Origin of the sequence: Cryobacterium sp. M15 (assembly GCF_002929675.1) — a bacterium.
GTDB lineage: Bacteria > Actinomycetota > Actinomycetes > Actinomycetales > Microbacteriaceae > Cryobacterium > Cryobacterium lyxosi.
The window spans coordinates 1-14,507 of record NZ_PJJW01000019.1 but is presented as its reverse complement, the minus strand read 5'-3'; the positions used below and the strand labels follow the sequence as shown (position 1 = coordinate 14,507).

The following is a 14,507-nucleotide window of genomic DNA, read 5'->3' as shown; positions in this document are numbered from 1 at the left end:
AACTACGACACACTAGAACCACACGAAAGTGGTCCTGTTTTCAGTTGGCAGAAATGGCCCTATTTTCGGTCGGCGTTAACAGCGGATCGCAGAAGAAGATGGGAACGCCCATCGCTTTCGTGATCTCAACGTGCCGCGCCAGTTCGGTTCCCTGATCCCAGGTCAATGACCGCCGCAGGATCACGGGCATGAGGTCGAGGGCGCCGATGAGCGCGTCGTGGAGCGCCGTGGCGCTATGGCCGTTCGGCAGGTGCACCAAGACGGGGAATCGGGTCGTGCGTTCAACGAGGGTCGCGATCGCGGATCCTGACGCCGAGCCAACGATGAGATCCCCTTCCTTACGTTGTTGTGGTGGGTGATTTCGAGACTGTCGTAGTGTGTCGATCACCCTCGGGTGGTGGGTATGGCTGAGATCGCCTTGCCGCATAAACGGCTCACTAGGAATGGCCGCCCGCTGCCCGCAGATGACTGGACCGCTGATTGAGAATTGCGACATTGATCGCTAGGTAAGGACGTGCCGGCGTGGTTATCGACAGGGAAACTGCTATCAACGAGACGGAAGGAACCTTCAGATGCCAGCAGTATGGGCGGGAATCGATTCAGGAAAGCGGGCGCATCACTGCGTCGTGATCGACCAGACCGGCGAGATACTTCTCTCCCAACGGATAGATAACGACGAGACCGTGCTGCTCGAGATCATCGCCACGGTCACCGAAATTGCCGATGGACACGAGGTCGTATGGGCGACGGATCTGAACTCAGGCGGCGCAGCTCTCCTGATTTCCCTGCTGGTCGATCACGGCCAGCAGCTGCTCTACATCCCGGGCAGAATCATTCACCACGCGGCTGCGACCTACCGCGGTGACGGCAAGACAGACGCGAAAGATGCTCGAATCATCGCCGACCAGGCACGGATGCGTACCGACCTCCAACCCGTTCGCGATGGTGATCAGATCAGCGTTGACCTGAAACTCCTGACCGCTCGACGCCTGGACATCATCCACGATAGGGTGCGCGCAATCAATCGGCTCCGCGCGACCATGCTGGAGTACTTCCCCGCGCTGGAGCGCGCGTTCGACTACTCCAAAAGCAAAGCCGCTCTCACGCTCTTATCGACCTACCAGAGGCCCGGAGCGCTTCGCCGGATGGGAGTGACGCGTCTGGCGGCCTGGTTGAAAGCCCGCGGCTGCCGCAACAGCGCCACCGTCGCCCAGAAAGCAATCGACGCCGCGCGTGAGCAAGAAACGACGTTGCGCACCGAGATTATCGCCGCCACCCTCGTGTCGCGCCTGGCCGCCGTGATCACCGCGATCGACGCGGAGCTGGTGGAACTCGACAAAACCATCACCGCCCGGTACAACGAGCACGAGAACGCCGAGATCCTGCAGAGCATGCCCGGCTTCGGCCCCATACTCGCCGCAACCTTCCTCGCAAACATCGGTGGAGACCTCCGTAATTTTGAGAACGCCGATCGACTTGCCAGCGTCGCAGGCGTCGCACCAGCCCCCAGAGACTCCGGTCGCATCAGCGGCAACCACCACCGGCCCCGCCGATTCAACCGGCGGCTGTTACGAACTTGCTATCTCGCAGCACTATCAAGCTTAAAGAACAGCCCCGCCTCCAGGGCTTACTACGACCGAAAGCGCCGCGAAGGGAAAAACCACAAACAGGCGCTGCTCGCTCTCGCCCGGCGACGCATCAACGTCCTCTGGGCAATGCTCCGCGACCACACCCTCTACCAAGAACCAGCCGAGATCCCGATGCTCAAAACCGCTTGACAAAGACATTGAGATTCCCAATGCCCGGGAATCACTCGGTCGTTGGCCTCGGCGGGCCGTTTGCTCAACAGCACCTTGTCGCGAATTCGACCCGGAGCAGTGAGATGTGCAGCTCGCGATTTTCGAGCTGATCGCCCTCGTCGTAGGTGCCGGTGCAGGCGGACTCCGACGTAACCGCGGCTGTGCACGTAGAGGCTTTGATAGATCGTCTCGTGGGATACCTGCAGTTCGTCCTGGCCGGCGAACACGACTGCGAGGTCGTCACTGATCTGCTGCGCACTCCAGTTCTTCCGCAAGCGTTCCTCAACGACAGCGGCAAGCTGCCGGTCATCGAGCTTGCCGGGTTTGGGCCGGCATGCTCTGATCTCACTGCGTTTCTGTGCGGCATAGGGCCGATAGCTGCGCGATGCCGGGTGCGCGTTCCGGCGCAACTCCCGACTGATCGTCGACGCGGCACGACCCAGATCCCGCGCGATCGCCCTCACACCCGCACCACCCAACCTCAGATCCGCGATGCGCAGACGTTCCTCTTGACCCAGAAAGCGTCCCGAAGACGCAACCGTCGCAACGGGTATCCGTCCGCCAGCAGCTTTTATCCATCGATATCCCTGTTTGCGACCCATTCCTATAGATTCACACGCGGCCGCCGCCGACATGCCTTCCCGAACCCGATCCCAGAACAAGTTCTCGCGAACCTTCATGACCAATCTCGACGCCACTGACAACACCTCACTCAAACGGTGTTGCTACGACCCCTTGAAACCGTCTGACGTTTCGAAGCATGTTGAACGGAGACCCTGGCTTCTGACGTGAGATTGGCTCGGCACGATGGCGAGCGGAATCAATCTCTTCACTATCTCGAAGTGTTCTGCTTCTCGGTGCTCTGGCGCTTCAGGATCACGACGAAGACTCGGTAGAGCACCAGACTGAAGGTAGCGACTGCCGAGAGAATTAACAACACTGATCCGTAGGAGGACGCTTGGTCGGCGCCGGTGATGCCATCTAGCAGGTTGGGTTTTAGCTTCATCAGGGTTGCGGTGTAGGCGATGCCGATTGGTACGGCGATGTTGATGGTGAGGTTGTAGAAGCCGATGGCGATACCCGCATTCTCAACCGGTACCCGCATGATGGCGGTCGAGACGAGTGGACCGTACATCAACGCAAAGCCCATCCCGAACAAGATCATCGAGATCACGAAGATCCCGATCCACGCGTCCACCAACAGTGCCGGGAGCAGCATCGAGACGATGATCCCGACCAACGCGATGGTGATGGCCTGCTTGGATGTGAGGAACCGGGCGATCTTGCCGGTGGCCGAGCCAACTATCACGGCCGCGATGTAGCCGGGGATCAGCAGCAGGGAGACCTCGTCGAGGTTATAGCCGTACATGTCGGAGACGAGGAACGGGAACATGAAGGTGTAGCCCAGCTGGACCGAATAGATGACGAACACCACGATTATCATCAGCGAGTATTGGGCGTTGGCGAAGAACGCGATGGTGATCACGGCGTTGTCGTGGGTTCGGATGTGCCAGACGAAGAGGATCAGCCCCGCCAAGACCGGCAGCGAATACCACAAGTTGAAGTTCTGCATGAACAAGATGATGCCGGTGGCGAAGACTGCGATCAGGAAGAGCCCGAACGCATCCACGTAGCTGTCGTTCGCCGTCTCCACGGGAACCGTACGCAGCACGACTGGGATGGCCAATAGGGAAAGTAACGTGAGTAAAAAGAACGCTGCCCAACCGATGTATGTGGCGATGAAGCCGCTGCCGACGGTGCCGATCAGCAGCGACAATTGGAAGGCTGCGGTGCTGAAACCCAAGTACTTCTTCTGCTCGTCGCCCCTGAAGTGTTTGGTGACATAAATCACGTATAGGGTCTCGGCGGCCGCCAAACCGGCGGTCTGAATCAGGCGGCCGACCAAGATCAGCCAAAAATTAGTCTGGAAGATGAACCCGACGATCGAACCTGCCGTCATCACGATGATCGCGAAGATGATGAGTTTCCGGATGCTGATCGAGTCGGCTAGTGCGGCGTAAACTACGGCACCGATACCAATCAGGATGCCGGCCAGGGTGGCTTGCAGACTGACGGTGTCGACGGGAAGGTTGAGATCTTTCGCTAACGCCGGCGACAGGAACTTGAAGCCATTGTCCAGTACCAGCGAGAAGACGAAGAGGGACAGCAGAATAGGTACAGCTCGGGTTGGTTTGAAAACCTGGAACGGACCCGTAGCGTTGGGCGCCGTGCCCATCAGACCAATTCCAACGCGATCTCGATCATCGCAGTGAAGGCGGTTTGCCGTTCCGCAGGGGTGGTCTTGGCATTGGTGACGAGATCGTCGCTGACGGTGAAGATGCCAAGCGCATCGACGCCCGCGGCCGCGGCGTTGGCAAACAGCCCAGCCGACTCCATCTCTACGGCAAGGACGCCCATCTTCATCCACTTGGTCATGGCGTCGGGATCGGCGCCGTAGAACAGGTCCGACGAGAGTATGTTGCCGACGTGAGTACGTTGGCCGCGCTTGTCGGCGCTCCGCTTGGCCTGCTCGATTAGCCGGTACGACGACAGCGGCGCCCAGAAGCCGGGCAGGTTGAACTGATGCAGGTAGTTGGAGTCGGTCGACGCGCCTTGGGCGATGACCACATCGTAGAGGTTCAGGTTCTCCTGCATGGCGCCGCAGGTGCCCACCCGGATCAGGTTCTTAACCCCGAAGAAATGGATCAGCTCATAGCTGTAGAGCGACATGGAGGGAATACCCATACCCGTGCCCATTGCAGACACAGGACGCCCCCGGTAAGTGCCCGTAAAGCCCAACATGTTACGAATCACGTTGAAGCACCGGATGTCGTCGAAGTAGGTCTCGGCGATGAATTTCGCTCGCAGTGGATCTCCAGGAAGGAGGATTGTCTCAGCAATGTCCACCCCTTTCGGATCAATGTGCGGCGTGCTGACCGTGGCCATAATGGGGAACGGCTCCTTCGCCGTTGACGGTGATTCGGACTTAACGCTTGTTGAACTCACGTGGACTCCTTTGTCTGGGTTACAGTATGAGGTTATACCTCTTGAGTAACATGTCATATATGGTACTGTCGGGGCAGCAAGGAGGTCTCGTGACGACCCGTTTAGAACCCCACCCGTTCTTGCAACGGCGACTCCACCTTGCAGTCGGCCACCCGATTCGAGTCGCCATTTATACGCGGCTTGCTGAGGGGATCCGCTCTGGTGCATTCCGGCTCGGTGAGATGTTGCCGAGAGAAACAGAGCTCTCGGCAATGCTCGGCGTCAGCCGCACGCCCGTACGCGAGGCGCTGATGCTACTCGAAGAAGACGGGTTGCTGGTCACCCGGCGCGGAGTTGGGCGCTTTGTCACGGATGCTCTCCCGCACGGCGGGCTGGAGCAGATGCGTTCATTTGAGGTTGTCTTAGCGGACCCGACCATGACAATGACTGTGCAACCGTTGCGCTTCGAGTTGGAGAAGGTAACAGACTTCGTGTCCAAACGGCTCGCGCTGGACCCGACTGCTAACGCTTGGATCCGCGAGAGCCTCTTGCTGCAAAACGGCCTTCCCATTGCGACTGTTCAAGAGCATCTCCCTGCTGGGCGCTACCTCAGTGATGTGAGCGCCCGAATCGCATCTGAGCTTTTGGAGATCGCTGCCGAGCCACGGACGCTCCTCGCATCCATGCAGGCCAACGGCCACGTCTTCACAAACGGCGTGTGCCAGATCGTTGCAACCGATGCTGGCCCCACGCGGGCGAAACTGTTGAACGTGAAGCCGTCGGCGGCGGTCCTCATCTTTACTCAGACAGCGGGGCATGGCGGAGTGCCGCTCTACGCCGCGAAGTGTGTCGTCGCACCCGGTCACGGATCGCTGTCGATAATGCAACGCAACCCGAACTAGTGGCGCTTAACGGCGGAACTGGGACGTGACTCTCATTGTCTTCGACCAGATGGTTATCGTCCTGAGAACAACACCACCGCGGTGGGTTCGGGTGAGCTTGTCGCAGCGGGTGGTGATGCCGCGCTAATGCTTGCATACGGCGAAACAGTATTCGATGACGTTGTGGCGCTTGCAGGCGTCTTTGTCAGGTCCAGGACGGTTGGTGACCGTTGTGACTGCTCGTTTTGCGGTTGCTGACTTGATCTGATCGCGTCAAGATCATGGTTTCATTACCGTGTTTCCAGCGCATCAATCGGTTCGCCTTGGACAAATATGCTTTACCACCCAGGGCGAGAACTGGCGTCGTTCGAGGTTGACGGCCTCCCACGCGCGGCGCCTATCAGCGCCCGCAAGTTGCCCCGGAACCTCCCGACACATTAGTGAGTCACCACCTCGTCCTGGCCGCAATCGCAGTGTCAAGGGGCACGGATTCCCATCGCAACTAAGGTAAGTCTTCGTGGTTGAACTGTCGTGTGACCAACCAATTACGTGTTTAGGGGGCTCACATTGGGCAGATTCGTGTAGTTCGATAGTTCCGCCCCTGGTGCGGTTGAGGTTGGTGTCGGTCTGGGGAGCGCGGTCGAACGTGAAGTCCACAAACACCTATGACTAGAACAATCCGGACGAAAAAAACTTTTCGAGGGCAGGCAGCCCGAAGCCGACAACGGCGATCAGTGCGAGCGCTGGGAGAGACCAGCAGTATTTGGGCGAGTTCGCCGCGATCTCACACGTAGCGGCCTGGCCGGCGTCCGGGATTGGCGAGAGCCCACTGCATTAGCGGTGGGCTCTCCCTCGTCACCATGACCGACGCCACTAATAACGCCATCCAAAAGCGATTCAAACGAGTTGCTATCGGGGACTAAGCCCGGAGTTGACTAGGCCGATTGCAGGCCAGCGGTGGGCTTAGCGTGCACAGTCCTGGGTGGCTGGGAGTTTTCCACGAGTTCGGTGATAGCTACAAAAAAGCCTCGACTACGTCGCGCCTAGGGCGAGGTGAGGTACCTGTCGGAACTCATTCGTTTGAAGGGGGGAGGACTCCACTCCGAACAGTACGGGTATGGGCTGGATGCCGGCTGGGTAAGCTCTGTGTCTGGTTGTTAACGCCAACCAAAAATGGGGCCATTTCTGCCAAGCGGTTTTAAGTGGTCGTCGCAACAATGCGGGTGGTCAAGTATTGGTTAGTAGATCACGAAACCGCTCCGCAGGAGTATCCCAGCCGAGGGTTTTGCGCGGCCGCGCGTTGAGCTCTTGGGCGACCTGCTCGAGGTCTGCCAGCCCATAGGCGGAGAGGTCGGTGCTTTTCGGGAAGTACTGCCGTAGGAGCCCGTTGGTGTTCTCGTTCGAGCCACGCTGCCAGGGGCTGGCGGGGTCGCAGAAATACACCGGCATATCCGTGGCCGTCGTGAAGGATTTATGGGTGGCCATTTCTGAGCCTTGGTCCCAGGTCAGCGACCCCCGCAAGTGCGCCGGGAGGGTCTTGATCGTGGCCACAAGGCCGTCGTGGACGGCTTCGGCACTGTGATTCTCGGGCAGGTGCACGAGCATCACGTAGCGAGTGGTGCGTTCAACCAACGTCGCGATCGTGGACTCATTCAATGCCCCCGTGATGAGATCGCCCTCCCAATGCCCCGGTACGGCGCGGTCCTCGATCTCGGGAGGGCGGTTGGAGATCATGACCATCGGATCTGAGAACCTGTTTCGCCGGGCTTGACCGGTGTTGTGGGATTTACGTCGTGCCCGCCCGGTGCGCAGCGCCGCCTGCACCTCCTTCTTTAGCCCACCTCGAGCCTGCACGTAGAGCGCCTGGTAGATCGTCTCCGGTGACACGCGCATCTCCTCATCGGTTGGATGTTCCTTGACCAAAGCGTGGCAGATCTGCTCCGGTGACCAGTGAATGCGCAGTTTCTCCATCACGAAGTCGCGCAGCGGCTCCCGGTACTTCAGCTTCGAGCCTTTGGGGCGGGGCCGCCGGCCGGCGGCGGTGCGATGTGCAGCGTAGGGCTCGTAGGTGCCCGGGTTCGAGCAGTTCCGGCGCAGTTCCCGGCTGATCGTCGATGGTGATCGCTGGAGGGCTCCGGCGATGAATCTGATCGATGCCCCCGTGGCCTTGAGATCGCGTATGTGTTCTCTCTCGGTCAGCGACAGGTAGCGCGGATCGAGCTGTTGGTCGATGGCCGCCAGGCGCGTGTCGCGCTGTTGAGTGTGGTCACATCCTTGTTGTAACCCATGATGCGACCATCTTGGTCGAGGCGGAGCCCATTAGACCTGCACATCCCGTTGTCCCAGTCAATGGCGGTTCGAATGTGCACGCCGACGTGCCGTGCGGCGTCACTACGGGACATTCCTGAGGCGCGGAGCCGGTCAAACTCAGCACGTCGTTGAAGCCCACGTCGCCGAGGGTTGACGCCAGCCTCAACCATCCATCGATAACCCACCAACGGGTGCAAGCCCAGCTCTCGGGCAGCTTCCCCAACGCTCTCGAGACGGTCGAAAGCGGCCAAGAACAAAGCCTTCTCCGCTGCTCGATACGGATGCTTCAGTGGCGGATCAATTGGTGTCGTAGTCATGGTCGTTGCAACTCCGGGAAGTAGTGAGTGTTGCAACGATCACTAGAACCCAAGTGGCGTTTATGGCCCTATTTTCAGTCGGTGTTAACACTGGTAAAGCAAACAGGCACATCCCGTGGGATATAGGACGTTGGGTCTCTCTCTCATCTCGCAGACTTAGTTCGACGCGTCGCCTAGAGATCACAGCAGGCCGCCAAAGAGCACCACACGTAACTCGTCTGTACTGCTCGTTCGAGCCATCGACGGCTCTGCCCGGCTCCGTAGAAGAAACCCTCTGTGGGCGCCGAAGGCGGCATATGCTCGCGGGGTCCCAGCTCTGCGTGGTGCGACCGCGCGAGCTGGGGTCGTGGCCTTCGGCCCAGGTCAGTGGTTTGGGAGCCAGCGACTGTTCGTTGATGCGGCCTTATTGACAACACTCCGGGGGAGCGGGATCAGTCTGGTAGCTCGGTGTCACCAGATGGAGGCAGGTTGATGTCCGTTTAGTCCACATTTACATCGACATCTCCGGGATCATCCAGTTCCTGCGGCGACGTTGACGTGGTCCGCGGCGTCCGTATCGATCGTTGATGGAACGGATTGAGTCTGCTTGGCTTCTGTCTCGGCTTCGCTTGCCGGGCAGTAGCTTATGTCTTTGTGCTTTTGATCGCCATCTTTGGATATTTGTTTATTTTTTTGAGAAGTCATTCGGTTTGAGGGTGGCGATGCGGTGCGCATGATCTTGAAGGGTGTCTTCGCTGATGTGCATTCCGATGTCAGTAAAGCGCTGACGTAGAGCGCTTAAAACGTGCGCTTCGTCATGACCCGCCAGGTCAGATTCCTCCTGCACCAGGATCCCTGCCGCCTTGGCGTCATCCGGTTGGGAGTGTTGGTTTTGAATCGGTTGGTCTTGGGTACCGCTGTCGTCGGTCATTATTACCTTCTCTTCATCGGATATGTCACGAGCCTTGGGTTTGAGTCCGTCAACGACTAAGCGGTCTAGCCATGGACGTTCATCAGCGTGTGAAAGGGCCACGGTAATCCTCGAAGTTACAGCTGATCAGTGCGATGGGTCCTCTTCTACGGCGATGATAGGGATTGAGAAATCGATCGTGAGCTCAGAAAGACCGCCGATGATGACGCCGATATCCCTCAGCTACCCTGGCGTTCGCCAGACGGGCACGAACGCGATCACTACAAATCCATTCTCCACCTCAGAACTGGTATAAAGATACCGCCTGGAAGCCGAACGTTGATCGGGACCGTAGGGGGCAAGGGCCCAGCAACGACTGGTCTTTGCTGGATTGTCCCTCTGCTGTTGGTATGCGCATTGTGCTGTGATTTATGAGCCCTCGACCGGATACCGGTCCCCGGGGCTTAGTCGCACGCGCCTAGATTGTAGCGTCGGATCGTTTCAAGGGGTTGGTTGTCCTTCTCACCTCTCCAACACAAGGACCTACTCATGATTACGTACATCATGCCCTCAGCTGGGCGACAGTCTTACCGTTCGCGATCTCAGCGATCCCGCTCAAGGCACTCACGCTATGCAAACCATCTTGGCGGACGTGATTGCTGATCTCGCCGCCACTTGGCAGGTTTCATTCGCGGCGCTGCGGCATAGCCTACTCGTGCCGAATGCACGATGGGAATGACTGGCCCTGACCCCGTTGAGTGGACACCTCACAAGAGAGAATGTTCACTATGGCAAGATCACGTCGGGAGTTCACTCCTGAGTACAAAGACGAGGCCGTGAAGCTGGTTTTGACGACCGGCAGAGCAGTCGCGACCGTCGCCCGCGAGCTCGGTGTTAACGAGGCCACACTGGGCCGGTGGGTGAGCGCGTTCAAGGCTCGCAACGAGACCGAGCAGACCGAGGTGACGGAGTCTGAAAGGGCCGAGCTGCTGCGGCTTCGGAAAGAGAACGCGGACCTAAAGATGGACAGGACGTTCTTGAAAAAAGCGTCCATCTTCTTCGCCCAGGAAGCGTCGGATACGAACGGCAAGCGTTCGAACTGATACTGGCGGAGAAGACCAACTTCACCATCACCCGCATGGTCCGCCTCCTCGAAGTTTCCCGGTCGGGCTACTACGCCTGGGTTGGCCGGCCGCCGTCGCCGGCGTCGATTCGGCGGGTGCCTATCGAGCAGAAGGTCACCTTCTTCCACGGTGATTCCGACGAGGTCTATGGGCCCCGCGGATCTTGGCTGATCTCCGCGCGGACGGGGAGATCATCTCTCGCAAGACCGTCGCCGTGACCATGCGACGACTGGGTTTGGCGGGCATTTGTCCGAAGAAATGGAAGACGACCACGATCATCGATCACGCTGACGCTTACCCGGTCGACGCGGTGAAACGGAAGTGGAATACCGGGGCACTGAACCAGGTCTGGGTGGGCGATACCACCTACCTGAGGACCTGGGAGGGGTGGGTGTATTTGGCGACCGTCATCGACGCCCACAGCCGCCGCGTCATCGGGTGGGCCATCGCCGACCACATGCGCACCGACCTCATCCAGGACGCCCTCACGATGGCCATGGTGCTGCGCGGAGACCGACCGGCGACGGTGATCTTTCACTCGGATCATGGTACCCAGTACGCGTCGGAGCAGATCACTCTCTTCGCCGCCAAGCACGGGATCACCCGGTCGATGGGATAAACCGGGATCTGCTGGGACAATGCCATGGCCGAGAGTTTCTTCGCGTCCTGGAAAACAGAGTTTTACTACCGTCGTATCTGGCCGACCCGGGCGCGCGCGATCCGCGACGTCGCGGCGTAGATCGAAGACCGCTACAACCGCCGCCCGCGGCACTCCTCGATCGGGCATGTCACCCCGATGGACTTCGAGATGCAATACTCGTCCCAGGCCGCAGAGATCCAACTCGCCGCTTAACCCGTGTCCACTCTCCGGGGTCAAGGCCAATTCATGGTCTGAAGACCCCCGACTGGGAGGTGTCCAACCTGCTACACAGCAGCCGCCAAATCGGTGATGAGATGGTGCTGAGTGCTCCGTTCGGCGATGTGGTCCTGGAGTTCACCGACCGGCCGGTGGTTCTCGCCAGCGCTGGAATCGGCGTCACGCCCATGGCGGGCATGCTCTCCCACCTTGTGAAGACCGGTAGCCAACGAAAGGTGGCTTTTCTCCCGCCGACAACTCAGCAAACACCTTTGTCTTGCGTAACCAAATCAGGGCAGACTTGGCAAAAAATGCCCGACGCATCCCTGATCACCTGGTATGTGGAACCCACGAAATCCACGCAGACTATCGACGGCGAACTCGCCGGATTCATAGACGTCAGCACCACCGAACTGACCACGGACGCCGAATACTACCTGTGCGGGCCGCTGGTCTTCATGCAATCCGTCCGCAGCGCACTAATCGCCCGCGGCATACCCGCAAAAGACATCCAATACGAAGTCTTCGGCCCCGACCTGTGGCTAGCCGACTTCTAATCGTAAGTTGTTTCAACCTGTCGGTCAGTGCGTGGGATGTCAGATGGATTGCCGATAGCCGAAGAACTCATGGTCGTTGTCGTACCCACCCAGACCACCGCCGACCTCGGAGAAGTCTTCGACGAATTCGATGCCCTTAATCCACTTGACCAGCTTGAAACCGAGCTGCACCTCGTTGCGCAACCGCAGCGGAGCACCGTGACCGAACGACAGCGTTTCATCATTCATGTCATAGGCCAGCATGGTCAGTTTGTAACTCATCTGCTCGATCGGTTGAGCGTCGTAGTGAATCCCACCATCAGGACCGACCTCAAAGGAGTAAAAAATCACCCACTTCGCTTCCGGCTTCGGCTTCGCGATGTCAAGAATGGTCTGCATTGAGACGCCGCCCCACTTCGCGACACCCGACCAGCCCTGAATGCAAAAGTGCTGCGTGATTTGCTCGTGGTGTGACAGCGCCCGTAATTGCTCAAGGTCCAACTCCACCGGATTATCAACGAGCCCACCGATTTGCAGCTTGTAATCCGTGAAGGTGCCAGCTTGGAGCTTCTTGTACTCCTCCGATTCCGGGTATTTACCGTTATGCCAGAAATAGGGAGAGATATCTTTCTCCGTGTACTGACCCGGCTTCGAATCGATGTGCTCGAACAACCGCTGCGCGGGACCGATCAGCGCATACCCCACCTTCTGCACCACACGCGGATGCCGGTACGTGAACGGTGTCGCCGCCACCCAGCCGATGATGATCACCACCATCGAGGCGGCGAAGATCAAAAACCCGACCCAGGAGCTGTCGTCCCGCGACGCGTACATGTGGTTGAGGTTGCGGAGGGCGCCGGTGGTCAGCACGAGGGTCACGTGGATGATGATGAACATGACGAACCAGGCGAGCACCAAGAAATGGAGTGATCGTGCGACCTGGATACTGAAGACCGAACTGATGGTCCGGAATTTGGTCGACAACGCCGGTGACATCCCGAGCCCGGTGATGAGAGCGGCCGGAGCGGCGATGAACACGGTGATGAAGTAGGCGATCAGTTGCAGACCGTTGTAGTTGACCCAGCCGTTTTCCGTCGGCCAGTCTAGCGACAGATATTGGATTGCGACCGAAATGGAATGCGGGATGACGTCCCAACTCATGGGGACCAAGCGCATCCACTGGCCGGTGACGAAGATCAGAACGTAGAACACGATTCCGTTGAGTAACCACAACGTGTCAACGCCGAGGTGCCACCAGCGGGCGAGCCCGATGGAGTGACGACGCCCTGGCAAGCCGACGCCGTCCGGCAAGGTGATCGATTCCTGCTTCGACGTATACAGCGGATCGCTCGGCACCGGCTTCTGCATACGCAACCAGTCTTTACCCGGTGTGGAGTGTCTGGACCAGTACAAACGCGGGTGATCGGCGATGATTGTGACGCCGGAGCGGATGATGAAGATCATCAGAAAAGCATTCAGGAAGTGCTGCCAGCCCAGCCATGCAGGGAAACCCACCGGCGCGTTCTCCGGAAGCTCAGACTCGCCAGGATACTGCTGAATGAAATCCTGCACGGCAGGGAGCTCGCGTATCCCCTTCGCTACCGCGATGCCGATGACCAAGAGCACCAAGCCGATCGGAATCAACCACAACAGGTTGAACCACTTGCTCTTACCAATTCGCACCCGCGGAGCGACACCGTACTGGGCTGGGAGACCGCCTGCCCAGTGTTCGTCGACCGCGGTGTAGTGCGTGCTGTCAAGCTGCGAACGGAAGCTTCGCATCCCCCCCGGCCCACGATCGGGGGCGGGAACATTCTGCTCTTCCAGTCCGGGCGTCATGTCGTGAGCTTAGCAACCGCTAAACTGCCAGCACCAGATTGACGGGATCTGCCCGCACGTCGATGATTGTCCCCGACATGGACACGGAAGCGGCCAAACTCTGCCGATATCCGGCTATATAGGAGTCGATCACCGTCGAAGCTAGCTTTATACCGAAGCTAAATAAGACTGACCGGCCTCCACCACCCCTGCGAACTGAGATCGATCCCACATGTTGCGGAAGGGGCCGCACCCACGGGTGCGCCCCCTTCGCTCTGCTGAACTAACGTCCATCCACGACCGGGCGGAATGGCTTCATCCCGGCCTGAACTGACTTACTATCGACGCCAAGCGTCTCCGGTCTCTTCCTCATAGCCTGCAAAGGCTTTTTCCAGCCCAGTGAGGACCTCGGCCGTTGTCAAGGCCAGACCGACATCGTGACGATCACGCCAAAGAACGCGCAGCGGCATCATGACGGTGAGCTCGAGGTTGCGCAGCACCGAGCTGTTACTCACCCCGGTATATCAGGTAAGGGAATCCATAGACGAATTCCTAGGCAACTCCACGATCTTAAGTGCCTCTGATACCTTGCCGAGCGCTTCGAGCGTTGCGTCAGCTCAAGTGCTCGAATTTCGGTGTGCAACGACCCGACCATCACGAGCCGTAAGTTGGTCTGCCAGCAGCGTCAGGTCTGCACATCTCCGCGCCACCCACCATCGTCAGCTCGCTTCGCCTCGAGGCACTCCCTAGCATCCGGGTGGACAAACGATGATTGCGCGGTCACGGCCAGGTCAGTTGAGAGTGTGCCCGGCGGGGTTTCGTATATCGGGATCAGAGGGCGTGTTGAAGGAGATGTCCCATGCGATCACGTTTGGTGCGTAGATATTCGGAGTTGGCCGGATGGGCACCTACTGTAAGTGATACGCGCTCGAGGACGGTGATCCCGTGCGCGGTGAGCTGGTCGACCTTGTCCGGGTTGTTGGTGAGGAGGC

At 58.9% G+C, this 14,507-nt stretch carries 12 protein-coding genes and 1 pseudogene; 5 read left to right on the top strand and 8 right to left on the bottom strand.

Features of this window, described 5'->3' with window-relative positions:
* Nucleotides 1-40: 40 nt before the first annotated feature.
* Nucleotides 41-388: an IS30 family transposase gene (locus tag CXY83_RS17245; protein WP_146069786.1), complete on the bottom strand. Its 348-nt coding sequence runs from the start codon at nucleotides 386-388 to the stop codon at nucleotides 41-43.
* 184 nt (nucleotides 389-572) lie between these two features.
* On the opposite strand from CXY83_RS17245, the gene CXY83_RS00505 reads away from it, so the two are divergent.
* Nucleotides 573-1,778, top strand: coding sequence for an IS110 family transposase (locus tag CXY83_RS00505; RefSeq protein ID WP_104195484.1), 1,206 nt, complete (start codon nucleotides 573-575; stop codon nucleotides 1,776-1,778).
* Here the strand turns inward: CXY83_RS00505 and CXY83_RS00500 are convergent.
* From CXY83_RS00500 to deoD, 3 genes are all read right to left on the bottom strand, one after another.
* Complete coding sequence (locus CXY83_RS00500; RefSeq protein WP_146069785.1) at nucleotides 1,736-2,479, bottom strand: IS30 family transposase; 744 nt, start codon at nucleotides 2,477-2,479, stop codon at nucleotides 1,736-1,738. The genes CXY83_RS00505 and CXY83_RS00500 overlap by 43 nt on opposite strands.
* A 152-nt stretch (nucleotides 2,480-2,631) precedes the next feature.
* Entirely contained in the window at nucleotides 2,632-4,035 is a 1,404-nt protein-coding gene (locus CXY83_RS00495; RefSeq protein ID WP_104195482.1) for an MFS transporter, read from the bottom strand.
* A complete protein-coding gene (gene deoD / locus CXY83_RS00490) occupies nucleotides 4,035-4,745 on the bottom strand; it encodes a purine-nucleoside phosphorylase (RefSeq protein WP_104195481.1) in 711 nt (236 codons plus the stop codon). The genes CXY83_RS00495 and deoD overlap by 1 nt, the downstream gene beginning before the upstream one ends.
* A 149-nt stretch (nucleotides 4,746-4,894) precedes the next feature.
* Between deoD and CXY83_RS00485 the strand changes: the two genes are divergently transcribed.
* Nucleotides 4,895-5,686, top strand: coding sequence for a GntR family transcriptional regulator (locus CXY83_RS00485; RefSeq protein WP_158251776.1), 792 nt, complete (start codon nucleotides 4,895-4,897; stop codon nucleotides 5,684-5,686).
* Nucleotides 5,687-6,892: 1,206 nt separating this feature from the next.
* Here CXY83_RS00485 and CXY83_RS00480 read toward each other — a convergent pair.
* Together CXY83_RS00480 and CXY83_RS00475 are read right to left on the bottom strand one after the other, a co-directional pair.
* Nucleotides 6,893-8,067, bottom strand: a pseudogene (locus CXY83_RS00480) (IS30 family transposase).
* An 889-nt stretch (nucleotides 8,068-8,956) separates the two neighbouring features.
* The gene (locus CXY83_RS00475; protein ID WP_104195478.1) at nucleotides 8,957-9,202 is read right to left on the bottom strand and encodes a hypothetical protein; all 246 of its coding nucleotides are present in this window, start codon (nucleotides 9,200-9,202) and stop codon (nucleotides 8,957-8,959) included.
* A 767-nt stretch (nucleotides 9,203-9,969) separates the two neighbouring features.
* Between CXY83_RS00475 and CXY83_RS00470 the strand changes: the two genes are divergently transcribed.
* The 3 genes from CXY83_RS00470 to CXY83_RS00460 all read left to right on the top strand — a co-directional run bounded on the left by CXY83_RS00470 (nucleotide 9,970) and on the right by CXY83_RS00460 (nucleotide 11,718).
* On the top strand, nucleotides 9,970-10,284 hold the full coding sequence (locus CXY83_RS00470) for a transposase (protein ID WP_158251775.1): 315 nt from the start codon (nucleotides 9,970-9,972) through the stop codon (nucleotides 10,282-10,284).
* A gap of 184 nt (nucleotides 10,285-10,468) precedes the next feature.
* Entirely contained in the window at nucleotides 10,469-10,924 is a 456-nt protein-coding gene (locus CXY83_RS00465) for a DDE-type integrase/transposase/recombinase (RefSeq protein ID WP_104195476.1), read from the top strand.
* Between the two features lie 293 nt (nucleotides 10,925-11,217).
* Complete coding sequence (locus tag CXY83_RS00460; protein WP_104195475.1) at nucleotides 11,218-11,718, top strand: hypothetical protein; 501 nt, start codon at nucleotides 11,218-11,220, stop codon at nucleotides 11,716-11,718.
* Between the two features lie 39 nt (nucleotides 11,719-11,757).
* On the opposite strand, the gene CXY83_RS00455 is transcribed toward CXY83_RS00460, so the two are convergent.
* The gene (locus CXY83_RS00455; RefSeq protein WP_199184838.1) at nucleotides 11,758-13,536 is read right to left on the bottom strand and encodes a molybdopterin-dependent oxidoreductase; all 1,779 of its coding nucleotides are present in this window, start codon (nucleotides 13,534-13,536) and stop codon (nucleotides 11,758-11,760) included.
* Nucleotides 13,537-13,853: 317 nt separating this feature from the next.
* Entirely contained in the window at nucleotides 13,854-14,030 is a 177-nt protein-coding gene (locus tag CXY83_RS17510) for a hypothetical protein (RefSeq protein WP_158251774.1), read from the bottom strand.
* Nucleotides 14,031-14,507 lie beyond the last annotated feature (477 nt).

Bases quoted from the DNA above. Each gene is read 5' to 3' on its own strand.
- CXY83_RS00500 (WP_146069785.1), bottom strand. From the start codon at position 2,479: ATGAAGGTTCGCGAGAACTTGTTCTGGGATCGGGTTCGGGAAGGCATG.
- CXY83_RS00455 (WP_199184838.1), bottom strand. From the start codon at position 13,536: ATGACGCCCGGACTGGAAGAGCAGAATGTTCCCGCCCCCGATCGTGGG.
- CXY83_RS00505 (WP_104195484.1), top strand. From the start codon at position 573: ATGCCAGCAGTATGGGCGGGAATCGATTCAGGAAAGCGGGCGCATCAC.
- CXY83_RS00470 (WP_158251775.1), top strand. From the start codon at position 9,970: ATGGCAAGATCACGTCGGGAGTTCACTCCTGAGTACAAAGACGAGGCC.
- CXY83_RS00475 (WP_104195478.1), bottom strand. From the start codon at position 9,202: ATGACCGACGACAGCGGTACCCAAGACCAACCGATTCAAAACCAACAC.
- deoD (WP_104195481.1), bottom strand. From the start codon at position 4,745: ATGGCCACGGTCAGCACGCCGCACATTGATCCGAAAGGGGTGGACATT.
- CXY83_RS00495 (WP_104195482.1), bottom strand. From the start codon at position 4,035: ATGGGCACGGCGCCCAACGCTACGGGTCCGTTCCAGGTTTTCAAACCA.